Source organism: Bacillus sp. R45, from assembly GCF_021729365.1.
Taxonomy (GTDB): Bacteria; Bacillota; Bacilli; order Bacillales; family Bacillaceae; genus Bacillus; species Bacillus velezensis.
Map to the genome: position 1 here is coordinate 483,703 of NZ_CP091421.1, position 25,257 is coordinate 508,959.

The 25,257-nt window shown below is 36.2% G+C and carries 24 protein-coding genes and 7 pseudogenes; 22 read left to right on the forward strand and 9 right to left on the reverse strand.

The features are described 5' to 3' along the window. The first annotated feature begins 93 nt into the window (after nt 1–93). The 3 genes and pseudogenes from L3V45_RS02525 to L3V45_RS02535 all read left to right on the forward strand — a co-directional run bounded on the left by L3V45_RS02525 (nt 94) and on the right by L3V45_RS02535 (nt 3,551). A pseudogene (locus L3V45_RS02525) lies at nt 94–1,186 on the forward strand (Rap family tetratricopeptide repeat protein). Continuing rightward, nucleotides 1,143–1,262, forward strand: a complete 120-nt coding sequence (locus tag L3V45_RS02530; protein WP_076982802.1) for a phosphatase — start codon at nt 1,143–1,145, stop codon at nt 1,260–1,262. The pseudogene L3V45_RS02525 and the gene L3V45_RS02530 overlap by 44 nt, the downstream one beginning before the upstream one ends. A 384-nt stretch (nt 1,263–1,646) precedes the next feature. After that, entirely contained in the window at nt 1,647–3,551 is a 1,905-nt protein-coding gene (locus L3V45_RS02535) for an NACHT domain-containing protein (RefSeq protein ID WP_069473162.1), read from the forward strand. Between the two features lie 733 nt (nt 3,552–4,284). Here the strand turns inward: L3V45_RS02535 and L3V45_RS02540 are convergent. Further along, the gene (locus L3V45_RS02540) at nt 4,285–4,734 is read right to left on the reverse strand and encodes a hypothetical protein (protein ID WP_069448575.1); all 450 of its coding nucleotides are present in this window, start codon (nt 4,732–4,734) and stop codon (nt 4,285–4,287) included. A gap of 709 nt (nt 4,735–5,443) precedes the next feature. On the opposite strand from L3V45_RS02540, the pseudogene L3V45_RS02545 reads away from it, so the two are divergent. From L3V45_RS02545 to L3V45_RS02570, 6 genes and pseudogenes are all read left to right on the forward strand, one after another. Then, nucleotides 5,444–5,598, forward strand: a pseudogene (locus L3V45_RS02545) (tetratricopeptide repeat protein); the annotation flags it as partial. Further along, nucleotides 5,555–5,682 (forward strand): annotated as a pseudogene (locus tag L3V45_RS02550) (hypothetical protein). The pseudogenes L3V45_RS02545 and L3V45_RS02550, both read left to right, overlap by 44 nt. After that, nucleotides 5,654–5,778, forward strand: a pseudogene (locus L3V45_RS02555) (IS1595 family transposase); the annotation flags it as partial. The pseudogenes L3V45_RS02550 and L3V45_RS02555, both read left to right, overlap by 29 nt. Before the next feature lie 115 nt (nt 5,779–5,893). Beyond that, on the forward strand, nt 5,894–6,697 hold the full coding sequence (locus L3V45_RS02560; protein WP_014304407.1) for an alpha/beta fold hydrolase: 804 nt from the start codon (nt 5,894–5,896) through the stop codon (nt 6,695–6,697). Between the two features lie 625 nt (nt 6,698–7,322). Further along, a pseudogene (locus L3V45_RS19605) lies at nt 7,323–7,689 on the forward strand (BCCT family transporter); the annotation flags it as partial. A 38-nt stretch (nt 7,690–7,727) separates the two neighbouring features. Further along, nucleotides 7,728–9,131: an MFS transporter gene (locus L3V45_RS02570; protein WP_003156158.1), complete on the forward strand. Its 1,404-nt coding sequence runs from the start codon at nt 7,728–7,730 to the stop codon at nt 9,129–9,131. A 565-nt stretch (nt 9,132–9,696) separates the two neighbouring features. On the opposite strand, the gene L3V45_RS02575 is transcribed toward L3V45_RS02570, so the two are convergent. Together L3V45_RS02575 and L3V45_RS02580 are read right to left on the reverse strand one after the other, a co-directional pair. Next, the gene (locus tag L3V45_RS02575) at nt 9,697–10,644 is read right to left on the reverse strand and encodes an alpha/beta hydrolase (protein WP_015388665.1); all 948 of its coding nucleotides are present in this window, start codon (nt 10,642–10,644) and stop codon (nt 9,697–9,699) included. Between the two features lie 81 nt (nt 10,645–10,725). Continuing rightward, nucleotides 10,726–11,145, reverse strand: coding sequence for an organic hydroperoxide resistance protein (locus tag L3V45_RS02580; protein ID WP_014304409.1), 420 nt, complete (start codon nt 11,143–11,145; stop codon nt 10,726–10,728). 411 nt (nt 11,146–11,556) lie between these two features. Here L3V45_RS02580 and L3V45_RS02585 point away from each other — a divergent pair, with 411 nt between their 5' ends. Together L3V45_RS02585 and L3V45_RS02590 are read left to right on the forward strand one after the other, a co-directional pair. Then, on the forward strand, nt 11,557–11,994 hold the full coding sequence (locus L3V45_RS02585) for a MarR family winged helix-turn-helix transcriptional regulator (protein ID WP_003156155.1): 438 nt from the start codon (nt 11,557–11,559) through the stop codon (nt 11,992–11,994). A gap of 200 nt (nt 11,995–12,194) precedes the next feature. After that, a complete protein-coding gene (locus L3V45_RS02590; RefSeq protein WP_300949938.1) occupies nt 12,195–12,359 on the forward strand; it encodes a cystatin-like fold lipoprotein in 165 nt (54 codons plus the stop codon). A 123-nt stretch (nt 12,360–12,482) separates the two neighbouring features. On the opposite strand, the gene L3V45_RS02595 is transcribed toward L3V45_RS02590, so the two are convergent. Continuing rightward, complete coding sequence (locus L3V45_RS02595; protein WP_046559367.1) at nt 12,483–12,926, reverse strand: Rrf2 family transcriptional regulator; 444 nt, start codon at nt 12,924–12,926, stop codon at nt 12,483–12,485. Between the two features lie 198 nt (nt 12,927–13,124). Between L3V45_RS02595 and L3V45_RS02600 the strand changes: the two genes are divergently transcribed. Beyond that, a complete protein-coding gene (locus L3V45_RS02600) occupies nt 13,125–13,763 on the forward strand; it encodes an NAD(P)-dependent oxidoreductase (protein ID WP_003156145.1) in 639 nt (212 codons plus the stop codon). A gap of 557 nt (nt 13,764–14,320) precedes the next feature. Beyond that, nucleotides 14,321–14,524 (forward strand): cold shock protein CspC, encoded by a 204-nt coding sequence (gene cspC / locus L3V45_RS02605; protein WP_003156143.1) that lies wholly within the window; start codon nt 14,321–14,323, stop codon nt 14,522–14,524. Between the two features lie 602 nt (nt 14,525–15,126). Here cspC and L3V45_RS02610 read toward each other — a convergent pair. Then, nucleotides 15,127–15,288: pseudogene (locus L3V45_RS02610) on the reverse strand (CarD family transcriptional regulator); the annotation flags it as partial. Nucleotides 15,289–15,483: 195 nt separating this feature from the next. Between L3V45_RS02610 and L3V45_RS02615 the strand changes: the two are divergent. The 8 genes and pseudogenes from L3V45_RS02615 (at nt 15,484) to L3V45_RS02650 (ending at nt 20,989) form a co-directional block, all read left to right on the forward strand. Next, complete coding sequence (locus L3V45_RS02615; protein ID WP_003156141.1) at nt 15,484–15,744, forward strand: metal-sensitive transcriptional regulator; 261 nt, start codon at nt 15,484–15,486, stop codon at nt 15,742–15,744. Nucleotides 15,745–15,911: 167 nt separating this feature from the next. Beyond that, nucleotides 15,912–16,394 carry a DsrE/DsrF/DrsH-like family protein gene (locus L3V45_RS02620; RefSeq protein WP_043866856.1) on the forward strand — a complete coding sequence of 161 codons (483 nt, stop codon included), beginning with the start codon at nt 15,912–15,914 and terminating at the stop codon, nt 16,392–16,394. Nucleotides 16,395–16,460: 66 nt separating this feature from the next. Then, a complete protein-coding gene (locus L3V45_RS19570) occupies nt 16,461–16,787 on the forward strand; it encodes a rhodanese-like domain-containing protein (protein WP_076983187.1) in 327 nt (108 codons plus the stop codon). Nucleotides 16,788–16,856: 69 nt separating this feature from the next. After that, nucleotides 16,857–17,423 (forward strand): sulfurtransferase TusA family protein, encoded by a 567-nt coding sequence (locus L3V45_RS02630; protein ID WP_003156138.1) that lies wholly within the window; start codon nt 16,857–16,859, stop codon nt 17,421–17,423. Nucleotides 17,424–17,445: 22 nt separating this feature from the next. Further along, nucleotides 17,446–18,553: pseudogene (locus tag L3V45_RS02635) on the forward strand (MBL fold metallo-hydrolase); the annotation flags it as partial. 33 nt (nt 18,554–18,586) lie between these two features. Further along, nucleotides 18,587–18,814, forward strand: a complete 228-nt coding sequence (locus L3V45_RS02640) for a sulfurtransferase TusA family protein (RefSeq protein WP_003156135.1) — start codon at nt 18,587–18,589, stop codon at nt 18,812–18,814. 59 nt (nt 18,815–18,873) lie between these two features. Next, nucleotides 18,874–19,650: a sulfite exporter TauE/SafE family protein gene (locus L3V45_RS02645; RefSeq protein ID WP_003156134.1), complete on the forward strand. Its 777-nt coding sequence runs from the start codon at nt 18,874–18,876 to the stop codon at nt 19,648–19,650. 658 nt (nt 19,651–20,308) lie between these two features. Continuing rightward, nucleotides 20,309–20,989: an aspartate/glutamate racemase family protein gene (locus L3V45_RS02650; RefSeq protein WP_024084924.1), complete on the forward strand. Its 681-nt coding sequence runs from the start codon at nt 20,309–20,311 to the stop codon at nt 20,987–20,989. Between the two features lie 106 nt (nt 20,990–21,095). On the opposite strand, the gene L3V45_RS02655 is transcribed toward L3V45_RS02650, so the two are convergent. The 3 genes from L3V45_RS02655 to cotR all read right to left on the reverse strand — a co-directional run bounded on the left by L3V45_RS02655 (nt 21,096) and on the right by cotR (nt 23,189). After that, nucleotides 21,096–21,665, reverse strand: a complete 570-nt coding sequence (locus L3V45_RS02655) for a DUF2812 domain-containing protein (RefSeq protein WP_003156130.1) — start codon at nt 21,663–21,665, stop codon at nt 21,096–21,098. Beyond that, on the reverse strand, nt 21,652–21,969 hold the full coding sequence (locus L3V45_RS02660) for a PadR family transcriptional regulator (protein WP_014304415.1): 318 nt from the start codon (nt 21,967–21,969) through the stop codon (nt 21,652–21,654). Before L3V45_RS02660 ends, L3V45_RS02655 begins: the two co-directional genes overlap by 14 nt. 251 nt (nt 21,970–22,220) lie before the next feature. Further along, nucleotides 22,221–23,189: a sporulation hydrolase CotR gene (gene cotR, locus L3V45_RS02665; protein ID WP_003156127.1), complete on the reverse strand. Its 969-nt coding sequence runs from the start codon at nt 23,187–23,189 to the stop codon at nt 22,221–22,223. A 203-nt stretch (nt 23,190–23,392) separates the two neighbouring features. On the opposite strand from cotR, the gene L3V45_RS02670 reads away from it, so the two are divergent. Further along, the gene (locus tag L3V45_RS02670; protein ID WP_032856992.1) at nt 23,393–23,869 is read left to right on the forward strand and encodes a DinB family protein; all 477 of its coding nucleotides are present in this window, start codon (nt 23,393–23,395) and stop codon (nt 23,867–23,869) included. Between the two features lie 105 nt (nt 23,870–23,974). Here L3V45_RS02670 and L3V45_RS02675 read toward each other — a convergent pair whose 3' ends face one another. Next, nucleotides 23,975–25,171, reverse strand: a complete 1,197-nt coding sequence (locus tag L3V45_RS02675) for a diaminopropionate ammonia-lyase (RefSeq protein ID WP_024084928.1) — start codon at nt 25,169–25,171, stop codon at nt 23,975–23,977. Nucleotides 25,172–25,257 lie beyond the last annotated feature (86 nt).

The following is a 25,257-nucleotide window of genomic DNA, read 5'->3' on the forward strand; positions in this document are numbered from 1 at the left end:
CATTTTAACTTTGTCAAAAAATGTTCGACCTTCCATAATAATATTAACGTATATATTTCACCATTTTTTATTGGAGGAATTTGATTGCACCGGATTCTCTTCGATGAAAACCAAAAAATTCCGTACGACCTAGTCACTCAAAAATTGAACAATTGGTATACTTTTATTAAAAATGATCAAGTTGAACAGGTTGAGCATATAAAAAAAGAAGTGGAAAAAGAATTAGTGAATATGGAAGAAAATCAAGATGCTCTATTATACTATCAATTGCTTGAATTCCGAAACGAGATAATGTTGACTTATATGGAATCGAAAAGGATTGATGATTTAAATAGTGCATATGAAACAATAAAAGAAATGGAAGAGCAGGGACAATTAACAGGAGTGCTTATAGAATTGCTGAAACAAAACTTTCCGAAGAGGAAGATGAAATAGAGAAAGCTGAATTTTTTTCAAGGTTTCGTAAGTTTATTATTATATGAAACAGACTTACTTTTCTAAAATTATGCAAATCGTGCACTAAAAATATTTAGAGAGTATGAAGAGTATGCTGTTCAGACTGTGCGGTGTCAATTTATTGTAGCAGGAAACCTGATCGATTCTTTGGAGTATGAAAAAGCCTTGGAACATTTTTTGAATTCCTTGGAAATTGCCAAGGGAAAACATTGAACATTTAATTGCAATGTCACACATGAATATTGGAATTTGTTATGATAAATTGAAAGAATATAAAAAGGTTTCACAACATTTGGTCTTAGCATTAGAAATTTCCAGAAAATTAAAACAGACTTTCCTAACAAAGACGTTATTCACTTTAACCTATGTTGAAGCAAAACAACAAAATTATAATGTTGCTTTGATATACTTTAGGAAAGGGCGTTTTATTGCCGTTAAAAGTGATGATAAGGAATACTCAGCGAAGTTCAAATTATTAGAGAGGTTATTTTTTTCTGATGGTGAGACTCAACTAATAAAGAATGCATTTTCGTATCTGGCTTCGAGAAAGATGTTTGCTGATGTTGAAAATTTCTCGATTGAAGTCGCTGATTATTTTCATAAACAAGGAAATTTAATGCTCTCTAATGAATATTATCGGATGAGTATTGAAGCAAGACGAAAAATTAAAAAAGGAGAGATTATTGATGAAAATCAGCCGAATTCTATTGGCAGCAGTGATTTTAGGTAGAGTGTTTTCAATAACTTATTTACAAAGTGATCATAATAATGAGATCAAAGTTGCTTCAGATAGGGTAGGTGCATAGACAAATTAATAAGGAAGAAAGCTTTGTCCTATTTCTGGATTAAGCTTTTTTTATTGTTAGATATTCACAGCATTAATACCTTGCTTAATGAAATATAGGATTGTAAAGACATGGATCATTTGTAATAATTGGTTTAAGTGAAGAGGTTGATGATGAGGACACAGCCGTCTGCCCTTATTATGGAATTGATTCAGTTATTGAGAAAGTGCTGTTTTGCCCCTAACAGAAGAGGTTCTAAAAGGAATGCGTAAGAGAAGGTTCGTCTTTACAGGTTTGTCTGTTCTTTTTTAACATTGTACATTCACACAAGGATAGTGTGATTATACTAACACCTTGCAAATAAGCATACCTTACGATTTAACCTTACTATTAAAGGAGAAGGAAATGGAACAAACACAATTTGATACTAGCAAGTTTATTTCTGATATAGTTCAAAAAAATATGGAGACTATATTAAATGGAATTATTAAATTTGGTAAGGATAAAGTAGCTGATATCCAGGTTAATACTCAATATGCATACAAAACTTACCTGACCAGGGCTGCAAAAAAATATGGTGAGGTTAAAACCCTTATTCATAGAACAAATCCAATAAATCTCTATGAATTTTATGTTTATACTAATTTAAAGTGTGAGAAAGATATTATTTCAGCAAAAGATATAAATGATTTACTGAGATATAATAGATGTAATATGGTTTTAGGAAGTGGTGGAACTGGGAAGTCCACTTTATTTAAGCACTTGTTTCTAAGCTCTTTGATGCATACTGATAAAATTCCTATATTTGTTCCACTTAGAAATGTTAATGGGACAGATTATTCATTGATTGATTGTATATATGAAGAATTGGTGACTCTTGGATTTACATTAGAAAAAGATTATTTTATGCATTCTTTAGATAAGGGTGTGTACATATTTTTATTCGATGGTTTTGACGAGGTAGAAGACAGCAGACAGACTAAGATGATCAGAGAAATAGATAAATTAACTTGTAAGTATAATGAAAACTATTATCTTGTATCCTCAAGACAATCCGATAGTGTATCAATGGGGTGGGATGGTTTTTCTGAATTAACTATGTTACCACTTACTAAAGAAAAATCTATTGAGTTAATAGAAAAACTTCCATACGATAATGAGATAAAGGATGGGTTTTTAAAAAAGCTAAAAGAAACACTGTATGATGACCACGAATCTTTTTGTAATAATCCATTATTATTAACTTTAATGTTAATGACTTTTGACGAATTTGCAGATATTCCTCAAAAAATCCATGTTTTTTTTGGTCAAGCATTTGATGTTTTAAACCTTAAACATGACGCAATAAAACCTTATAAAAGGCCAAAGAAAACTGATTCTGATAACTTAGGGTCTGATGGTTTTACAAAGATACTAGAAACAATATCAGCACTAAGCTATTTGCAGAATAAAATCTCTTTTAACAGTTCAGAGTTAAATGATTTTATTGTTAAAGCAAAAAAAATTGAACGATTAGATTTCAATACAGAAGACTATAAGTCTGATTTAATTCAGGCAGTCTGTATTTTAGTTTTGGATGGTCTAAAATACATTTATTTACATCGTTCGTTTCAGGAATATTTCACTGCAAAATTTATCAGTAGACAATCTGAAGATAGACAGAAAAAATTACTTATGAAGATTCTTTCCTCTGGTAGAGTTACTAGAAGTGAACAAGTATTAAATATTTTATTTGATCAAAATAGAGCTATGGTTGAAAAACTATTAATTATCCCGTTGTTAAAAGAATTTCGCGAAGAGATAACAGGTTTAAACAATGAGGAAATTTTCGAATATTATATTGAAAAAAATTTTGAGATGGTTAGATTTAATTTAAATGTTTATAGTGATGGTCGTATCGGGCTAATCCCACGACTATTTATGAGGAGACATAAACGTTCAATTGCTTCACTGCTATCTTTAGTTAATAATGTTTATTTTAGATCCGAATTGCCTGTTCATGCTGTGCGTAAAATTTTCTTTGATTCTATAGAGAAAGTAGATCTATTCTTAAGTCTACTTGGTATAAGTGATGATCATAAGAAAGAAGCACTCGAAGAAATAAGCAATAAAAATAATATTGTTTTCAGTATACCACAAGTACACCTTATTACAGCTATGAGAGCTATGGATTCATATTTAAAACGTGATATGATGAGATGTTTTGGTAATATTACAGTTGTGTTAAAAAACACTTTAAACATATTGGAACAAATTGAAAAAGAACATCAAGAAATAGAACTAATTGCTGACGACTTATTTGATTTTTAAAGAAGAAGGGTTTTATTAAAATTAAATTTAAAGAGAAAGCAAATACATTTGATTTAATGTAAATTGGAACTCATATCCACAGTGAAAATGCATTTCTGCTTCACTAATATAAGATGTTTATAGCGTATGTTATGCCCATTTACTGCCCAGAATTAACAACAAATTATGAATATTAGTATAAACGAAATAAATAAGTGTTATAAATAAAGGCTTTTATAAATGAAGATACGTTTTCACTAGGTTGAGGGCCTAGTGGGTGAATAACCCGTGGAGGTTCAAGTCCTCTCGGCCGCATCTCAATGATACCAAGGGTTTAGACAACTCTTGGTATTTTTTTGTTACCTTGACAACTCACCAAGATAAGTAAAATAAAAAACGAAGGGCTTCATTACTCCCAATTACTGTCCAGAAATATGAAAAAACATCAAAAAGGTGTAAATAATGATAATGAGCGCTGTATAACCCTTAAATATAGGACATGATAATATTTCATAAGGCTGAGGGGAAAAGAGCAAGAAAAGCAGGAGCAGAAAATTGGAGAAAAGTTATTACTAATCGGTTTGATTTGCATCATATAGGATTTAATACAAAAACCTTTTATTTCCAGAAAAAGAGAAGATGAAAAACCTGGAGTGAATTTATCACAAAATTACAGAAAATAAGGATCTATTTGTAAAACCAAAAAATGATGAAATTACGGAAAGGTAATAAGTGATTACCTTTCCGTAATTCGTTAATTATTTCTTTGGGCAATTTTATATTTCATCTTAACACTGCCACCTTGAGCCGTTGGTGAAGCTGTAAATGTGTAATTGTATGTCCAACCAAACCAACCATTTTTAACCTCGGCAGAAATGTTGCCTTGCTTGCCTGGTGCGATGGTTCTTGAGACTTTTCCATCAATTGATATTTTTATGTCATTACTTCCGTTATTCGAAATCCAGAAGTTTACTTGTGCTCCGTCATTCTCATCTAATTCGAACTCCCGACTCCAGCTTGATTGATCAACAGAGCCCTCTGAAACCTCCTTGTCTAGAGCTTTGAATACCCCACTTTTAACTGCATAATTTTTCGGCGATACACTTGTAGTCGACTCCGCAAAAGCAGGTATAGTACAAGTTCCAACAATTACACCAGCTATCAGAGTCGATGTTACTCCTTTGAAAATGGATTTAAGATTCACGATCAAGCACTCCTTTTAATTTCATTTATTACACATACATATTCCATATGCACAATACAAATAATACCATGTAAAATAATTACAGTAAACGTTCTTTTGGATAATAATGTTTGTAACTCAACTTTTGTACCCCAAACATCCCAAATCAGACAAGTAAACCTTGATATAGCTAGGTAAGTGGAAATTGCGATCTTCTTATTGAGGCACTGCTACTAGCAAAGATTTTCCGATACCCGCACAACGAAAAAACTATCGCACCTAGTGGGCGAGACTACGTTACTTTTCTTGTTAGTGGTTTCTTAGGTCTTAGCTGAAATTACAAATTTAAAGCTAATATTTTCAGTGATTGTGCCCAAAATTCATGAAAAAGAAGAAAACAGGTGGAAATGAAGATAAAGAATGCTTTATTTATAAGGTTTATGTAATACTTGATACGTTTTCATTAGGTTGAGGGCCCAGCGGCTGAATAATCCGTGAAGGTTCAAGTCCTCTCGGCCGCATCCCAATGATACCAAGGGTAATAGAGAGACCCTTGGTATTTTTTTTGCGCTTATTTTTAAATGATCTACTGCCCACTTACCTAAAGTAAGTCATCTGCAGTAGACATCGCACAAATATTTTCATCATTTATAGTTAGCTTACTAATGCCTCAAACTCCAATTTGCAAAAGTAGAGAAAGTGCTGCTAAGCATGGAAGAAAACCAAGACTTCTAGGAGAATGTTTGCTGATGTTGAAGATTTTTCGATTGAAGTCACTGATTATCTCATAAACGAGGAAATTTAATGCTCTCTACGAAAATTAAAAAAGGGGAGATGATTGATGAAAATCAGCCGGGTTCTATTGGCTGCAGTGATTTTAGGTAGTGTATTTTCAATCACTTATTTCAAAGTGATCAAAATACTCAACGTATCTGGACAATACTTTGCTTGGTTCTTATTTGTCGATAGTCGCAGTAACGAAAGCACTAAACAACACATTAAACAGATTCTTTTGATATGACGGACACATATGACAGTTTGCGATTGTCGAAATTCAATGTATAACCCTTGTTCAACTTACCAAGTTCAGTTAAAAGTTTGTTAAAATTGTGATAAATGTAAGAAAGGATTAAATGTTCATACCGAAACATTGGGATTAAAGGGAAGGGGAAACAAATACATGTCGATTTACCATAAAGTAATTGGAGATGGATATCCGATCGTTATGTTGCATGGTTGGACACTTGACCATCAGGTGATGTTAAATGCAATGGAACCGTTATTCGAGAAACGAAGCGGTTGGAAGAGAATATACATAGACTTACCGGGTATGGGACATTCTAAGCCACAACCGTCTATTCAGAACTCTGATGATGTTTTAGAAGCGATATTGCGTCTTTTGGACGAGATTATTCCTGATCAACAGTTTATTGTTTGCGGTAATTCATATGGAGGGTACATTGCCAGAGGTATCGTTCGTTCACGTAAGGAAACAGTTCGTGGATTACTGCTGATGGCACCATTAACTATACCCGAATTCGATGAAAGGGTAGTACCGCAGAAGACTGTTCTAAAAAGAGACAGCGACTTGATATCACATTTGTCTTCAGAGGAGGCGGATGAATTTTGCTCTATGGGGATTGTGCAAGGTAAAACTGAATGGGAGAGGTTTCGGGATGAAATTTTACTTCCATCTAAACAAACAAATTATGAATTCGTAAACAACATTCGTCAAAATGGATATGGGTTTACCTTCGATATTTCATCTAAACTTGAGTATCCCACGCTAATTATCACAGGGCGTCAGGACAATGTAGTCGGATACCATGATGCGTGGCGGCTACTCGAAGATTACCCAAGGGCAACTTTTGCAGTACTTGATATGGCTGGTCACAACCTGCAAATCGAACAAACCGATGTATTTAATTCATTGGTTCACAACTGGTTAAACAGACTTGAGTCGGAAAATTTTCGGTTGGTATAACTTTCCATAACTATAAGTTTACTGTTGCAATTACCAATTAGTTAAACAATAATTAAGATAAGCAATATTGGGGTTTCCTGAAATTTTAGTAATTATTAGTCTTTATTGTCATTGGGGATCATTTAATCATTGAACAAAAATAAATCCATTATTTCATACCCTGTGCTACTTATTTCTGTTGTAGTCTGTATACTGATTAATAGGTAAGGAAAGTCGAAAAGGTATACGAAATTCGTCATACAAATTAAAGTTTTGAATGAAAGAGCAGGATTACTCCTGCTCTTTTTCTTTCTAATTGGGCTAGATTAAACGCAGACGGTTATTCCTTGGGAAAAACAAAAAAATTTCTTCTATCCATTGACTAGCTTGGCTTTAGCCTGGTTTCTATCACCCCGTTGGGCTTGTCAGGTTTTAAAAAGGTATGCTACGTTTATAGTGTTTTGTTTCACCTGATTGTGGGGTAATAAAGATAGAATCAGTAAATAATTCTTAGGAACGACCTCAATCTTATAATAAACATATTGGAAGACGTAATGGAAGATCTAAAATAAAGGTTTAGGCTACTTTGAAGAAATAAAAGTTTTTTTTCGATTGTGATCATATTCACAATAGAGCTGTATGAAGGGGAATCATTTCTCCAAATCGTCTGCAGAAAATACCGACCACAGCCCAAGGATATCTCACTAACCGCTTAGGCTGGTATTATCTGTTGGCTGTTTCTCTTTTTGTTGCTTCTTGTATTATTTTTAGCCCAATCGGCAAAAATAAGTTAAGGAAACCAGCGAAAACACTTAATTTCATCCTTCTTTCCTGGTTTACAATGTTATTTGGCGCTGATATGGATATTAGTCTAGTCTTGTAAGGTACAGTTGAACCAATCAGCCACTATGCCGTTAGCTCTCCATCAGGTGAAACAGAAACCCCCGGACTTTTAGAGAAGCATTACGCTATACATTCTGGGACTGCATGCTCGGACCGTTTACGCGCTTGTATAATGTGGATTTGATAATTAAGGAGTCGATATTATTAAATGAAGTTTAACAAGAAAAAAATTAACGTTGTAGACATTCAAAAAGCGAAGAAAAGCGTGTTTGCTACAGGGATAGGAAACGCGATGGAATGGTTTGATTTTGCTTTATATTCTTATTTGGCAGTTATTATTAGTAAAAACTTTTTCAGTCCAGTTCAAAACGATGAATTAAAGTTAATATTTACTTTTGCTACATTTGCAATTGCCTTCTTACTTAGACCGGTAGGCGGAATTATTTTTGGTAAAATGGGTGATAAATTTGGTCGGAAAATAGTATTAACAATTACTATTTTAATGATGGCTTTATCTACTTTAATAATTGGTGTGCTTCCTACCTATGATCAGATTGGGGTATGGGCCCCTATATTATTACTCTTTGCCCGTATTCTGCAAGGCTTTTCTGTGGGTGGAGAGTACGCTGGGGCAATGGTATATATCGCAGAATCTTCTCCAGATAATAAACGTATAAGGTTAGGCAGCGGTTTAGAAATCGGCACATTATCTGGTTATATAGTAGCTTCTGTTTTAGTTACAGTACTTTTCTGGACTTTATCTGATGTTCAAATGAATAGTTGGGGATGGAGAATTCCTTTCTTCTTAAGTATTCCAATAGGATTATTTGGTTTATATTTGAGAAGTCATCTAGATGAATCACCAATCTTTGAAAGTGACATCTCTGAAAACCAAGAACAACAACCAGGTTTATTAGAAGTCATTAAAACATATAAAAAAGATATCTTTTTATGTATCGTATTTGTGGCATTTTTCAATATAACCAATTACCTATTATTAGGGTATATGCCCTCTTATTTAGATGAGAACCTTGGTATAAGTGATAATATAAGTACACCGGTTACAGCAATTGTATTGATTATTATGGTACCGTTCGCTTTAACTTTTGGTAAACTGGGAGATAAATTAGGAAATAAAAAAGTTATAACAATTGGATTAGTATTAGGAATTGTATTTTCGATTATCTCTTTTCAATTTCTTAATATGGGGAATATAACATTCTTATTTATAGGACTTTTAATGTTAGGTATAGTATTATCTGTATACGAAGGTACTATGCCAGGATCTTTACCTACGTTGTTCCATACGGACATTAGATATCGTACATTATCCTGGACATTCAACTTATCAGTTTCTATTTTTGGCGGAACAACACCTTTAGTTGCTTCTTGGTTAACCCATGTGACAAGAAACAATTTGGCGCCGGGTTTCTATTTATTGGCAGTCAGTTTAATTGGCTTAATAGTTGTGTTAACCTTATTTAAAGATACTTCAGGTAAATCTTTAAAAGGTTCTTACCCAACAGTTGCTTCTAAAGCTGAGTTTCAAGAAGCTGTTGAAAATCCAAAAGATTCACTGTGGTGGAAAATGGAACAAACAGAAAAGGAATGAAAAAAACATCCATTTAATTGACCGACTACTCGAAATACAGACTCAGAATAAGCTGGGATTATCCGAGCAGCAATGACTGCAGCTCTTTTATACTCTGGAGGGCTTACTGCTTTGCAAATGCAGCGTTGCTATTCTCGATCGTCATTATTTTATTGGTTGTGTCCTAATAATAAAACATTGACGCAAGAACGAAGAGAAATTAAAAGGTCCGGGCAATACAGCAAAATAAGAAGCAAGAAGCTTTGTTATGCCAGTTCTTCTCCCGAAGGAGAGCTGGCTTTTTATTTTCTGTACGGGGTCCAAAGCAGAAAACGAGAACTTGTACGCTAACTAATCAACAAAGGTTTTTTGGATATGAAGAGGGCGAACTGGTGAAAAAATGGAGTTTGTTGTGGAGTTAGCTTTTCAATTAGGGACATCTCAACAACAAAATAATAACCAGCCCGATTAAAAAGCTCATCAAAAGTTCCATTATTCCAATATACGATCCACTCAATTATTTGAGTGGATCTGTTTGTTTTTTATTTATTTGCAGCAGTCTCTATGTGACGAAACAATAAATGGATTAAAACCCTTTACGCAGCCAGGTTGCGGCGAGATCAATTGCTCCGCGCGCAGCTTCAGTTTTAGCTAAGGCGTTGAGCATCACGAAATCGTGAATGATACCTTGGAAACGTACGGCAGTGACCGGAACACCAGCTTCACGAAGTTTATTGGCATATGCTTCTCCCTCGTCACGAAGTACATCAGCTTCAGCTGTGATAATCAATGCAGATGGAAGCCCTTGAAGCTGCTCAGCAGTTGCACGCAGAGGTGATGCTGTAATTTCAGCACGCTCGTTCGAATTGGTTGTGTACTGATCCCAAAACCACATCATCGCGTCCTTGCGTAAAAAGTATCCTGCAGCAAACTGGTGATAGGATTCCGTATCGAAAGAAGCGTCTGTTACCGGATAGAAAAGTAATTGTTGCCGGATATTCAAGTCACCTCGTGCTTTGGCCATTAGCGTGACAGCAGCAGCCATATTGCCTCCAACACTATCACCTGCAATTGTTAAACTCTCGGGAATCATGCCGTTCTCACGGCCATTTTCAGATGCCCACTTCACTACTGCATAGATTTCTTCAATGGCTGTCGGATATTTTGCTTCTGGAGATAAGGTGTAATTTGGAAAGACAATAGCAGCTTGTGCTCCGACTGCTAGCTCACGGATGAGCCGATCATGTGTATGCTCATTACCAAATACCCAGCCGGCCCCATGAATGTACACGATGACAGGAAGGTGCGCAGGCGCATTCTGCGGGCGCATTATTCTTACTGATACCTGTCCGCTCGGTCCTCCTGAAATCATAACATCTTCAATATCAACTGGCAGTTTATCAATTGGGTCAGATTGAACCTCATCTACAGCTTCTCGTCCTTTCTCAGGTCCAAGGTCGAATAGATAGGGTGGGTTCGCGGTTGCTTCTGCAAATTCTTGAGCTGCTTTTTCTAATTGTACTTTCTTTAACATCAATCTCACTCCTTATTTGAAGGCTGGTCACCTATATGTTTTAATCAAATTTTTTGCCTATTGATCTTGGCATCTTTCGTCTTACATTGCTGTTGTAATGATTTGTACATCAATATTTCCGCGAGTAGCTTTAGAATATGGACATACTTGATGAGCTGCATGTGTTAATTCTTCCGCTTGCTCTTGAGATACCCCTTGAATTTCCACCTCCAGAACAACTCCGATTTTATAACCATTATCACTTTCATCTTTTAATAAACTTACTTTACCGGTAACAGCTGATTCGATTTTTAATCGTTGTCTTTGGGCTGCTAAATGAAGAGCACTGTCATAACAAGCTGAATAGCCTGCCGCAAATAATTGTTCTGGATTTGTAGCCGCGGATACTTGATTTGGTTTTGGCATAGCTAAATCCAAATCAATAATAAGATCATTAGATGTTACATGACCTTCTCTTCCGCCTTTTGTTGTAGCTTCTGCTGTAAAATATACTGTCATCATCAAACACTCCTATAAATTAAATTTAACACAATTGAATTTTAATCAATCTAATCAGCGTTGTCAATTAAATTTTTTGAAATTAAATTGTCCTAAATTGAAATTCGCAATTAAAATCCTCTAAATGAATGATTAGACTAAAATAAAGAACAGTTTTCGGCAGTTTAAAGTTAGTGTACATAATAACCATATTGAGAAGGTGGCTCAATAAATCTATGAGTCGGTCTAAACAATATAGTAGAAGTATCTATATCGGTCATAATAAGAATGCACCTCAAACACATTTTGGTTATAAATAAAGTTTCCATGTATATAAGTTATGATTAATTAAATTGTTAGTCATTCAATTTTACTTAATTTAATTCTTATGCTATTATGTGTAGTAATGAATATAAATATTGTGAGGGATTTAACATGAAGAATGATAAATTACTGTTAAGTAATCATCTATGTTTTGCGATTTATGCAGCTTCCCGTGAAATGATAAAGTTATACCATCCTCTCTTAAAAGAATTAGGAATTACGTATCCACAGTATTTGGTTCTTCTTGTTTTATGGGAGAAGGAAAAAATATCTGTTAAAGGTTTAGGCGAAGAATTATATCTGGACTCCGGAACATTAACTCCAGTTTTAAAACGACTTGAGGAGCGAGGTCTTATTATAAGAGAGCGTTCAAAAGAGGATGAACGAAGTGTAATTATTACGTTAACAACTGAAGGGAATGAGTTTAAAGAAAAAGTCACAATGATCCCTAATGCAGTATTTGATAAAACCGGTTGTAATGAAGAAGAAATTAAAAGTTATAACAAGGAAATTCGTAATTTACTTCACATGCTGACAACTGAGCAATAGTTTTATGAATATAGATGGTGGGCCAAGCGGGTGAATAACCTGCGGAGGTTCAAGTCCTCTCGGCCGATCCCTATGATACCAAGGGTTTTGACACCTTTGGTATTTTTTGTTTATAGACTTACTATAGTAGGTCGTATGATTTGTCAGTCACCTTCATCCTTCTGCTGACTGCGTGCGGCGGTAGTAAATAGGATAATGCAATTAATGAAGTGATTAAGCAGGAGAAGAAAGTCAGAAAAGAAATGCGAGCAGATTCAGATGAGTACAAAAGAGATAACGCCATAATTCTTGTATATGATGACGGCAAGTATATTCAGCTTGCGTTTTATCAGCCAGAAGAAAGTTCTCGCAAGCTTACTGCTTAAAAAGCCATTTTTTCAATCAAAAAATCAATATCAATTCGGGGCTGGATTCAATATGATCCAGTCCCTTTTTGTTTTATTGATCTTTCTTATCCCCAGTCTGATAAAAGATTTTCTGTGAATCATTTAACAATTATTGGCCGATTTTTCTTTTTCGATAATATCCTTCACCACATCCTCAATTGTTATATGTCCAAGAGCTTTTTCCAAGGCAGATTGGGCGATTTCAAATATTGGACCAATTGTACTTTGTATGTTCCGGCCTACAGGACATTGAGGATTGGGATTTTCATGTATACTAAACAATTCTTTATCTTGAACAACATTAACTGCTCTATAAACATCAAGTAAGGTGATTTCAGTTAAATCCTTCGCTAATTCAGCTCCTGCAATACCTGGCCGTACATTTACTAAACCTGCTTTTTTCAGCATCCCCATAATTTTTCTTATTAAGGCGGGATTTGTATTTACACTTCCAGCTAAAAATTCAGAAGTGCTAATTCCGTCTTCATTTATTTCAATAAGAGCCAATATATGAATTCCTACAGCAAAACGGCTGCTAATAGACATGATTTCTTCACCATCCTAATTACTTTACACTCTTTATAGTACACTTGTAACTGAATGTATTACAAGTTTATTTCACTCTAATATGCTCAATTAACAAGGTGATAAAAGTATTGACAAACAAATAAGGTGTAACTAAAATTATTACATGTAATCAATTTGGTTACATTTAAAATTTTGAATGATTAGGAGGACTTTAAATTGAAAATTGGAATCATTGGTGCAACCGGAAAAGCTGGAAGTCTTATCTTGAAAGAAGCGGTAAGCAGGGGCCATGAGGTAACTGCAATTGTAAGAGATGCTGCAAAACTTAAAGAGGAAAAGGTTTCAATCATTGAAAAAAATATAATTGATCTTACATCGGATGATCTAAAAAAGTTAGATGTAATAGTTAATGCCTTCGGAGCTCCATTAGGAGAAGAACAGGCACATGTAGATGCTGGCCGGGCATTAATTAGGGCATTAAAAGGAATGGGTACAAGAGCAGTAATTGTAGGCGGAGCAGGGAGTCTTTATGTAGACGAAAATAAAACTGTCAGTGTAATGGATACACCTGATTTCCCGGAGATTTTTATTCCAACAGCTAAAGGGCAAGGTCGTAACTTGCAAGAACTAAAGGAAACTTCTGATATGAACTGGACATTTATCAGTCCTTCAGCGGTATTTGACCCAGACGGGAAAAGAACTGGGTTTTATCAGTCAGGAAAAGATCATCTTCTTGTGAATTCGAAAGGCGAAAGTTATATCAGCTATGCAGACTATGCAATTGCAGTATTGGATGAAATAGAAAATCCAAAACATATAAATGAACGCTTTACAGTTGTGGGAGAAGCTGAATAAGTTACTGAGTAGAAACAAAGGGCGCCATTAGCGTCATCGCTAATGGTATCTTCCTCCTAAGAATGTACGGAGACATTGAAAAACTTTGCAATCAGAGTAGCTGATTATTTTTATGAAAAAGGGGATTTATCACGTTCCAATGAATATTATCGAGCTGATGACAGAGTAGGGGCTTAGTGAGTTGGATCAAAAAATAAATAGCTCTGACTAAAACCTTTGCGGGTTAGTTAGAGCTTTTGTAAACCCACTCGTTTTCGTGAGTGGGCTTTTTAAAAATACACCTATCAACATGATATTTATTATTAAGTACGGTAAGGGGTCCGTCAAAACTTCTAATTTCTAAATAAAGGTTCTCACAAAAAAACCTGCCGCACGTTTAACAAATAAAACCCTGAATGAAACATGATATTAATTTGCAGTTATTTCCGTTTCGTGCTATGATAAAGGAGAATTATTTTTGTTCGTGTAAAGGATAGTATGAATATCGACTTTTCGTCTTGATGATACTTTGGGCAAGGATAGTAATACAATGTGTAATACACTAGGAGGCAACAAAAATGGAACAAGGTACAGTTAAATGGTTTAATGCAGAAAAAGGTTTTGGATTTATCGAACGTGAAAATGGAGACGATGTATTCGTACACTTTTCTGCAATCCAAAGTGACGGATTCAAATCTTTAGACGAAGGTCAAAAAGTAACGTTTGACGTTGAGCAAGGTGCTCGTGGAGCTCAAGCTGCTAACGTTCAAAAAACTGCTTAATCTTCAATCGTTTATACAAACAGGCTCTTTATATAGGGCCTGTTTTTTTATGTTCTCTGTATCATACTGAATAAAAAACCCTACTCAACGTTCGAGTAGGGACAGATGCTACAAGGTAAGAAAAAGGTTTAAAACCTCAAAGGATTGTTTACAGTATAACATACCGGATTGACGATATGTGGAATATATATAGATGATTTGTTTTTATGTTCTCAAGGTAACGGTATGTTATTCTTTGTTACAATTCGCATATCTTTTTTATGAAATAAGATAAAAAACTGCTATTCACTGTCGCAAGAGATGTAAGAAATTCTGAAAGATAAAGGGGAGAGTGGTTGTTTTTTCTTCCGGAAATAATCACTTAGACCTAAAACAATGAAAGCCCTGCCTCTCTTCCATCGTTACGGCTCCTTGTCCGTGCCAGGGTGAATCAGGATTACAAAAATCAAGTGACTATTTCATCGAGAATTCAAGTGTTCGTTGAAGAAAAAAATAAAACAGATTAGATTGAGGAGTAATAAAAGCGGTTAATGTTTAAAAAGTAAGTTGAAGAAGTTGAACGTCTGATCGTAATACTCTGAAAAACTTATCTGTCATTAACCTTAACAGAAACTTTTTATTTGTTTTTCAGTGATTCCTTTAATGACTTCCAGTTCACTAATCAAAAATTCATATGCATTATCCAACATTTTTTTTTCGCTTGAATTAAGTGCTTTTTCTTTCTTCATACGCATTAAATCACGTACAACTTCAGCGCCTTCTTGTGATTAAACAGGGGATACTAATATTAACTCTTTAAAATCATTCTCATGCCGTCTTGAAAATTGACAGTATACCTGTAAGGGTATAATATTGATTCACAAACATTATCTAGTTAATAATGTAGTGTGATAAAGCGCAGTATGAAATGATAGTGGATAACATGCAAATATATAAATTTCAAAGAAGGAGTTCAACGCATGGAATATGATCAAAAGATTAAAAATCGCTTACGCCGGATAGAAGGACAGATAAAAGGTGTATTGACCATGATGGAACAAGGAAAAGATTGCAGAGAGGTTGTGACCCAATTAGCTGCTTCACGTAATGCGATCGATCGAGCAATGGGTTTGATTGTGAGCACAAACCTTGAACATTGTGTTCGTGAAAGTTTAGAAAAGGGAGAAGACACACAACACTTAGTAAAAGAAGCGGTCGACTTATTGGTAAAGAGCCGATAAAAAAATTCATCAACCTATCATCTTTAAGGTTGACGAATTTTTATATTTATTATAATATACCCCTACCGGTATTTTATATATTGAATTGAATAATAGGAGATCTTTCGAAAAAATTTTTAATTTCAATATACCCCCAGGGGTAATAGTGATTGGTCAGGAGAATAAACATGACAAAACAAACAAAACGCACAACAATTGTTTTATTTAGCGGGGAATATGATAAAGCAATGGCAGCCTATATTATTGCAAATGGTGCTGCTGCCTACGATCATGAAGTGACGATCTTCCATACTTTTTGGGGATTAAACGCTTTACGTAAAGAAGAGCTGATTCCAGTGAAAAAAGGATTTCTTGAAAAAATGTTTGAAAAGATGATGCCTCGCGGTGCCGATAAGATGGGTTTATCTAAAATGAACTTTGCAGGTATGGGCCCTAAAATGATTAAAAATGTGATGAAAAAACATAATGCACTTACGTTGCCTCAGTTGATTGAGATGGCTCAAGAACAAGGTGTAAAGCTCGTAGCTTGTACGATGACAATGGATCTTCTTGGTTTACAGGAAAAAGAACTATTAGATGATATCGACTATGCTGGTGTAGCTGCTTATTTGGCAGACGCTGAGGAAGGCAATGTCAACTTATTTATCTAATGTGATCCATTGCAATTGAATAAGTGAAGGGGGGATATAACACTATGAATAGTGGAGTAATGTTCAATACTTTGGATCGTATTTCGACGTTTTTTCCCATTGCATGGTGTTAAACAAATAACAACTGCTGATTTAAAATCGGAGGCGGAAAACAAAGACAAACAGTTTATAGATGTGCGAACTTCTTATGAGTTCCGTACAAGGCATATTAAAGGATTCAAAAATATTCCTTTGTCTATCTTGCCTCGTCAAACTCATCAACTTTCGAAAGACAAAGACGTCTTTGTGATCTGTCAAAGCGGAATGAGAAGTGTAAAGGCAAGTAAAATATTGAAGAAACAAGGGTTTAAAAACATCACAAATATAAAAGGCGGTATGAATACATGGTATTAACATCCAGGGAATAACTTTTTGCATATTTATATACCCCCGCCCCTATATAAGAAAAGGAGGAAAAAAACCGTGAAAGCAAATATTGTATTAGACGCTAAAGGTTTGTCATGCCCAATGCCTATCGTAAAAACAAAGAAGAAAATAAAAGAATTAAAAGCTGGTGACCTATTAGAAATTCAAGCAACAGATAAAGGATCGGCGGCAGATCTGCAAGCATGGGCAAAAAGCTCAGGCCATGAATATCTAGGTACTGAAACAGAGGGAGAAGTCCTTCGTCACTTTCTTCGAAAAGGAGGAGAGCATTCATCAGAAAATGCATCTTCAATTCCTGAGATTTCATTAGAAGCTTTCACACAGAAAGTGGATCGTGATGAGTCTCTTCACATTTTAGATGTACGAGAGATAGAGGAGTATGAAGAAGCCCATATCCCCGGAGCGGTGCATATCCCTCTTGGCGAAGTGGAAAAGCGCTTTAACGAATTAAACAAAAATGATGAAATTTATATTATTTGCCATTCAGGAAGAAGAAGTGAAATGGCAGCTCACACCATGAAAAAACAAGGTTTTAAAAAGGTTATTAATGTTATTCCCGGTATGCGGGACTGGACAGGTAAAACAGAAAAAGGAGGTATGTAAACATGACCGTGCAAGCACTTACCGCAAAAGAAGTCACACAAAAAATCTTTCACAAAGAACCTTTATTTATTTTGGATGTACGTAATGAAAATGACTTTAGCGATTGGAAGATTGAAGGACATGATTTTGACCATTTAAATGTACCGTATTTCGATCTTTTAGATGGCGTAGAAGATATCTTGGAGAAAATTCCTTCTGATAAAGATGTGCTGGTCGTTTGTGCAAAAGAAGGTTCATCTGTCATGGTATCCGAAATGCTTTCTGAAGCAGGTCATTCTGTATCCTATCTTAAGGGCGGAATGAAAGCATGGAGCGAACATTTAGAGCCGGTAAAAGTCGGGGATTTAAAAGATGGCGGTGAGATGTATCAGTTTGTTCGAATCGGTAAAGGCTGCCTATCATACATGGTCATTTCCAATGGTGAAGCGGCGATTATTGATGCGACGCGTATGGTAGATTTCTTTTTGGATTTTGCGAAGGAGAAGAGTGCGACGATTACTCACGTATTTGATACACATCTTCACGCGGACCATATTTCAGGCGGCAGAGTCATTGCTGAAAAAACAAAAGCAGCCTACTGGTTACCGCCTAAAGATGCTGAAGAAGCGGTATTCGATTATCAGCCGTTGGAAGAAGGGAACGACATGACCATCGGAAATACAAAGATTAAAATTCAACCGATTTATTCTCCGGGGCACACGATTGGTTCCACTTCTTTCATTGTCGATGATCAGTATCTTCTTTCAGGTGATATCTTGTTTATTGATTCAATTGGCAGACCAGACTTAGCCGGTATGGCAGAAGATTGGGCAGGAGATTTAAGAACAACGCTTTATAGCCGTTACAACGCGTTGTCACAGGATTTAATTGTATTACCGGCACACTTTATGATCATTGACGAGCTAAATAAGGATGGAAGTGTTGGTAAAAAACTAAGTACATTATTTAGCGAGAACCATGGTTTGAACATTGCGGATGAAACAGAATTCAGACACTTAGTAACAGATCATTTGCCTCCGCAGCCAAATGCATACCAAGAGATTCGAGAAACAAACATGGGGAAAATCAGCCCAGATGAAGAAAAACAGCGTGAAATGGAGATTGGTCCAAACCGCTGTGCAATACGGTAACTCAAGTTTCTATTAAAAAGAGGAGAGATGAACATGAAATCAGATAAAGTATTAGACGCAAAAGGCCTGGCATGCCCAATGCCAATCGTCAGAACAAAGAAAGCGATGAATGAACTGGAATCAGGTCAAATATTAGAAGTGCATGCAACAGATAAGGGAGCTAAAAATGATCTTGCAGCTTGGTCTAAATCAGGCGGGCATGATCTTTTAGAGCAAACTGATGAAGGCGATGTATTAAAATTCTGGATTAAAAAAGGCTAATGAATGTGAAAGGGTATCGAATACAAAGATGCCCTTTTTCTTTGAAAGGAGGAACCAAAATGGATATTGCTTTTATCACAACTCTTTTCATTATAGGGTTTATTGGTGCCTTTATTTCCGGAATGATGGGTATTGGCGGATCAGTTATTAATTATCCAATGCTATTATACATTCCTTCTTTAGTGGGAGTGATGTCATTAACTGCCCATGAAGTTTCAGGGATAGGGGCTATCCAAGTTTTCTTTGCGACACTTGGGGGTGTTTGGGCTTATCGTAAAAGTGGTCTTCTAAATAAAGCATTAATTATGTACATGGGAAGCAGCATCCTTTTAGGGAGTGTATTGGGGAGTTACTTTTCTCATTATATATCTGAAAAAGGAATTAACTTTATATACGGAATTCTGGCTATACTAGCAGTTATTTTAATGTTTATACCTAAAAAAGGACAAGAACATAGCGAAGACGAAGAAGTGATATTTAATAAATGGTTGGCTTCGTCCCTAGCGTTTCTCATTGGCGGCGTATCAGGTATTTTAGGAGCTGGCGGCGCCTTTATCCTGGTTCCCATTATGTTATCGATTTTAAATATCCCTGTTAGAATCACAGTCGCTTCATCTCTTGCGATTACATTTCTTTCATCTATTGGCGCAACAGTTGGAAAAGTAATCACGGGCCAGGTTCTTTTTACACCGGCTCTGGTTCTTATGATTGCCAGTTTGATTGCTTCTCCTATTGGCGCATCAGTTGGGCAAAAAGCAAATACAAAATTCCTGCAATGGATTTTAGCGTTATTAATAAGTGCGACAGCTATTAAAATTTGGTTAAAGCTCCTTTGATATGAGTCAGCGGGTAAAATGAAAGATTAAAAGATTCATCACCCGTTGGTTTCTTATTAATTCTTTTTGATAATGGTGACTTGGGCAAGTCTTGACTATAGTAACGTGAAAAACATTTGACTTAGTTGCGTCCAGTATTTTTTTGCATTTAGGACAGCGTTATGGAACACTATAAACCTGTACGTTTTAAAACGAAGATGGTGATTTTAACAAACATGGCACCCAAGACATGTCATGTAACTTTCTGGTGATGAAAAAAACGACTCCATTTTTACTCCACAATATGAATTAATCTTTGTAAAATAACATGATCAATATAAACAAACACTAATATATAAAGGTTTTGTAATAGAAAACACAGTTTCACTTTATTGATGGCCCAGCGGGTGAATAACCCATGGAGGTTCAAGTCCTCTCAGCCGCATTAAATGATACCAAGGGTTCTGACACTTTTGGTATTTTTTTGTTTGCGGCTGCGCCGTTACTTAAAGCAAGTCGTCTGGTTTCCAGCTATCTTTTTTAAAGCCCTTTTTCAATTAATGAAATGATAAAATAGGAGAAGAAAGCCAGAAAAGAAATGAGAGCAGATTCAGATGAGAAACACAAGAATAACTCATCGTGATCGTATTCGTACACATTTTTACAGAGGAGGACAATTATGATTGGAATACTGGCAGGAATGGGGCCAAAATCTACTGGGCCATTTGTAGATAAAGTCGTAGATGAGTGCCAAAAAATATATGGAGCAATACATGACATGGATTTTCCACATATGATGATTTATTCCTGTCCGACACCTTTCTATATGAATAAACCTCTCAATCATACAGACATGGAAAATGCAATTATTAAGGGTGCTGTAAAGCTTGAAAAAACGGGTGTTGATTTTATTGCCATCCCATGTAATACCGCACATCTCTATTTTAATCAAATAAAAAAATCGATTTCAGTCCCTTTACTGAACATGATTGATGAAACCATAAAAAAAATACCTAAAGGCTCAAAAAAAGCAGCTCTTTTAGCCACCGTTCCTACGGTTCAATCTGGAATATTTCAAGAAGCGTTAAACAGAGAAGGTTATGATTTTTTACATCAAGATAGTTGGCAAATCTATGTCGATCAAATAATAGAAAAAATTAAACAAGGTCAAATCGATGAGGCTGGTACATTATATGATGAATTACACCATGACTTAGCAGAAAAGGCTGATACGGTTATCATTGCATGTACGGATTTAAATATGGTCACGGACCAAAAAAGAAGCAGACTTACTATTGTTGATTCATCAGCCTGTCTCGCTCAAGCCATTGTAAATAAGTATGTATCATTAACAAAATAAGTCATCTGATTTATCAGCAAATTCAGGGCGCTTTTTTTCCGTTAAAGCGCCCGGCTTCGGCAGATGCATGATCCTCAATTACTTCTTTGAATGTAACTTCCCCGTGTTATTGTTCTTTTAACATTGAATACTTTCGATACGTTTTATAGAAACTGCAGCCAAATAGAACAGCCATAAGGGCGGGAAGCGACCTCAACAGGGCAAATGGAGTTTCAAATAAAAATGCTTTCCAAAACATTGCGCTTTCCATACTCCACAGACCTTCAGTTAAATATAAACCCGAATCCTTGTAAATCAAATAAGAATAAAACAAGCACAGTAAACCAAAACAAGATGAAAACCCCATTAGTCTTTTATAATAATTACTCTTTGATTGGCGATCCGAAAAGATTTCATTTTGATCATCATTTTCTTTTTGCCAATACCGAGTTCCGCTAAGCCATGGGCTGTTTATATAAACCCAGCCGAAGTCTTCATAGATTTCTTTGTACTCTTTAAATTTTTTCTTTGATAAACAATCTTGATAATCCAGTCTCATCACATATTTTTTGTCGGTTTTTTCGAAAGTGTATATTCCTAATCCGCTGATATTTGTACAGCGATAGCCTTTTTGTAGTTGCTCGTTCAGCCATTGCTCCTCTTTTTCAATATCAAAAAACATCTTAAATTTCTTCATTCGATTCACTTCCTTCGTGCAGGGATAAAATATGCAGTAACCTGTTTTGTTCCATCTTCAAAATGGCGCTTCCTTCCGCAGTTATCTTATAGACTTTTCTCCGGCCTGATTCTCCAACAGGCTCAATCCAGCCATGCTTATTCAAATTTTCAATCGCGCCGTATAATGTGCCGGCTGCTAAAATAACAGTTCCGTTACTCATCTTTTCGATCTTCTGCATGGCGGCATAGCCATGAAGCGGCTCACGGAGAGCTAATAAAATATAATGCATGGTTTCAGACAGCGGTAATAATTTATGTTTCATATCCTCATCCTCTATTCAGTTCGACTATATAGTTAAACTTAATACAGTACAACTGAATAGTCAATGGCCTTTTCAAAATTTGTAAAAGGAACTTGAAAATCAAATCTAAAAAGTCGCTTTCTTTACGTAATGGGAAGCGACTTCTGGGGCAGTTCTATTCAATAACTGGCCCGATTGAACGCATTAAAAATACCAAGGGTTTGAGTCCCTTGGTATTTTTTGTTCATTGTATGATGATGTAAACTTCTTGCTTATTTAGCGCTGTCGTTCCAGTTTTTCTCTATAAATGTATTCGCAGGCTGTAAGTTGGTTTTGTTTGCAATTTCAATGACAGCGGGAACCACGGAAGGGTCTGTTTTGGAGAAGTTAGGAATCCGCGGATCTAACCGGAAAAAGCGATCTCCCAGCAGATTCGCGCTGACCATGGATTCATAGTAGCCATTTCCGCCGGAGATCATCTGAAGAAATGGCAGTAAAGGTTCATTAGGCGACCTGTCCAAAAGGACTCCCCAATTTGGAGGAAGGTTCTTCAGATTTTCGGGACGTATGTTATCCGCACTTACCATTCCCCATCCCCTCGTATCTCTTCTTAACCGAGTCGGGGCTTCACCTGTACCGATGGATAGCGCCGCAATTTGATCCAATGGCACGTTGGCTTTACCAACCGCAAACGCGATACTGGCCGTACTGGGGTTCGTTGCCACTACATATCCGTCCACGTAGTTTTGATAGGCGCGCTGTGTCGCGGGAGCACCGCTGCTCCGCAGTATGACATCACTCACTTTCTCATTTAAATAGGGAGAGCCGGGAAAGTTGTGAAATAATACGGGCGTCCAACGATCCAGTGCCGGGGAGTATAATTTGAATGAAGGGACAACAATTCGTTTTCTTACATCTTTAAGACGAAGGCCTGGCGGGAAAAAGTTTCGTACCGCTTTAATAAAACCGGAATAGGGTAATTGCTGATTGAAAACAGGTCCGCCCGGCCGGGAAGTGCTGAATGCGGGCAGGATTTCATCCTCAAAATACTGAAGTGTTTCCTTCGGAGATCTTCCGCTTGCTAATGCCAAGGCAGTAAATGAACCGATTGAATTTCCCGCAAATACATGGGTTCGGCTTATTAATGCCGGATTTTCTTCAGCCAGTCTGTTCAATAGTTGTAAACTTAAAGCACCTAAGGTACCGCCCCCGTCAAAGGTCATGATCCGATATTTTGCCAAAGCTGATTTCTCCTTTCTGATGAAAACTATCATTCAGTATATGTTCAGCCAGAGTCTATTGTATGGATGAATGAATATCTCTTTATCTTAAAAATGGTTTGATTATCAATCCGTCGAGTCGGGAAAGGATATGTTTTTTATTTGAAGAGGTTTTTTCCGGGAAGAAGGAGAATTATTATTTAAAAATAAAAGGGGGAAAATACTTGAATACAATTGACCTTATTGTTTTACATTTTGAAGAGGTAAGACGGCGAAGCATCAAGTTATGGACAGCTGTACCTGAGGAAAAAATGGACTGGCGCCCGGATTCCGAAGCCATGTCGTGCAAGGAAATGATAAGACATGTATTAGAAGCGGAATTTCTTTATCATCAGATTTTAATGAAAAATATGAGTGAGTTTTCAGAGGAAACTATTAATCCTTATGAATCAAAAACGTTTACCACAGTAAGCGAAGAATTAGAATTTGCAAAACCGTATCGGGCCGCGTTTTTGACATTCATCAAATCGTTAAACGAAACAGATTTAACAAATATAAAGATTGACAGGTCTGATGTTGGATATATTCGCGAACTGGGAGACATGTTATTAAGAATCGCTTACCATGAGTCTGTACATACGGGTCAGCTTTTAGACTACCTCAGAACTGCTGAGGTTGACAGGCCTTTAATTTGGGACTAGTTAAATGATTGAGTTTTACACGGGAAGGGGAAATAACGGAAGCCTTAACTTCACCCAAAGTTAAGGCTTTTTATAAATTGTTAAAACAAACATGTTGCCGTTGTTTTAATGATCTGTTCCCCAAACCGCTTTCCGATAATTTTCCGGATCAGTATCACCTTCTGTATTAATGATTAACACATTAGATGACTGATCTAATTCTAATTTCTTCTTTATCTGTTCCATTGAAGTATTTCTACTTAACTCATGCAGCAAACCTAATGGTACGGAACCTGACTCACCAGAAATAATCTTTGGATCCGAATCAATAGGATTACCCAATATTCTCATCCCCAATGCGCTTATCTTGTCATTACAGGAAAAGAAATAATCACTGCTTGTTCTCAAAATGTTCCAACCGAATGGGTTGGGTTCGCCGCAGGCAAGCCCAGCCATCATTGTAGAAAGATCACCGTATACTCGGACAGGTGATCCAGAGGCGCTTTGGGCTGACTGGTACAGACAATTTGCGCTTTCGGGTTCAACTATGGAGATTATGGGCTTATTCCCGCTTTTTACATTTAATAGGGAAGCTGCCATTGAAGCAGCGAAAGATCCCACTCCAGCCTGAAGGATAACATGACTGATTGTATTGAAGAAATCTTCATTTTGTTTGTATATTTCTGCCATAATTGTTGTATATCCTTGCATGATAGAGAGAGGAATTTGCTGGTATCCTTCCCAAGCCGTATCCTGAACTAAAATCCAATGATGTTTCTCAGATAAATCTGCCGCCATTTGAACAGTGTCATCATAATTTAAATCTGTAATGTACGCATCAGCACCTAAATGTTTAATGGCTTCCAATCTCGCGGGAGAAGAACCTTTCGGCATATATACCTTTGCTCTCTGTCCAAAAAGAGAAGCCGCCCATGCCAGTCCCTTTCCGTGATTACCGTCGGTAGCTGTAGCAAATGTAGCAGAAGGAGCGCTTTTTACAAATTCAACCAATTCGTTAAAATGAATGGAATTAAGGTCGATTCTAAATTTTTCACAATAGTAAGAAGCAATCGCATATGAAGCACCCAAGCTTTTAAAAGCATTAAGGCTAAACCGTTTAGATTCATCTTTGACATAAAGACTGTTTATGCCGAGATATTGTGCGAGACCTCTTAACGAGTGAAGCGGTGTTGCTTGATAGCCGGGAATGCCGGAATGAAAATGAAGCGCTTTTTTTGTTTCCTCTGCAGAGAAATAGGAAGATTCCTGAGGTAACGTATCAGATCTGAAATGATTCGAAACCCAATCAATATTCGCAAACAAATTTCTTCACCCTTCCAATATGTGATATATCACATTATACATGGATCGGAATGTAAAGCAACTCTTCTTTTTCGCAAACGATATAC

Excerpts from the sequence above, each read along its gene's own strand:
- L3V45_RS02585 (WP_003156155.1), top strand. The coding sequence starts at position 11,557 with ATGAAGAATGATAAATTACTGTTAAGTAATCATCTATGTTTTGCGATT.
- L3V45_RS02640 (WP_003156135.1), top strand. The coding sequence starts at position 18,587 with ATGAAATCAGATAAAGTATTAGACGCAAAAGGCCTGGCATGCCCAATG.
- L3V45_RS02570 (WP_003156158.1), top strand. The coding sequence starts at position 7,728 with ATGAAGTTTAACAAGAAAAAAATTAACGTTGTAGACATTCAAAAAGCG.
- L3V45_RS02580 (WP_014304409.1), bottom strand. The coding sequence starts at position 11,145 with ATGATGACAGTATATTTTACAGCAGAAGCTACAACAAAAGGCGGAAGA.
- L3V45_RS02535 (WP_069473162.1), top strand. The coding sequence starts at position 1,647 with ATGGAACAAACACAATTTGATACTAGCAAGTTTATTTCTGATATAGTT.
- L3V45_RS02650 (WP_024084924.1), top strand. The coding sequence starts at position 20,309 with ATGATTGGAATACTGGCAGGAATGGGGCCAAAATCTACTGGGCCATTT.
- L3V45_RS02660 (WP_014304415.1), bottom strand. The coding sequence starts at position 21,969 with ATGAAACATAAATTATTACCGCTGTCTGAAACCATGCATTATATTTTA.
- cspC (WP_003156143.1), top strand. The coding sequence starts at position 14,321 with ATGGAACAAGGTACAGTTAAATGGTTTAATGCAGAAAAAGGTTTTGGA.
- L3V45_RS02655 (WP_003156130.1), bottom strand. The coding sequence starts at position 21,665 with ATGAAGAAATTTAAGATGTTTTTTGATATTGAAAAAGAGGAGCAATGG.
- L3V45_RS02575 (WP_015388665.1), bottom strand. The coding sequence starts at position 10,644 with ATGTTAAAGAAAGTACAATTAGAAAAAGCAGCTCAAGAATTTGCAGAA.
- L3V45_RS02615 (WP_003156141.1), top strand. The coding sequence starts at position 15,484 with ATGGAATATGATCAAAAGATTAAAAATCGCTTACGCCGGATAGAAGGA.
- L3V45_RS02620 (WP_043866856.1), top strand. The coding sequence starts at position 15,912 with ATGACAAAACAAACAAAACGCACAACAATTGTTTTATTTAGCGGGGAA.
- L3V45_RS02645 (WP_003156134.1), top strand. The coding sequence starts at position 18,874 with ATGGATATTGCTTTTATCACAACTCTTTTCATTATAGGGTTTATTGGT.
- L3V45_RS02595 (WP_046559367.1), bottom strand. The coding sequence starts at position 12,926 with ATGTCTATTAGCAGCCGTTTTGCTGTAGGAATTCATATATTGGCTCTT.
- L3V45_RS02560 (WP_014304407.1), top strand. The coding sequence starts at position 5,894 with ATGTCGATTTACCATAAAGTAATTGGAGATGGATATCCGATCGTTATG.
- L3V45_RS02530 (WP_076982802.1), top strand. The coding sequence starts at position 1,143 with ATGAAAATCAGCCGAATTCTATTGGCAGCAGTGATTTTAGGTAGAGTG.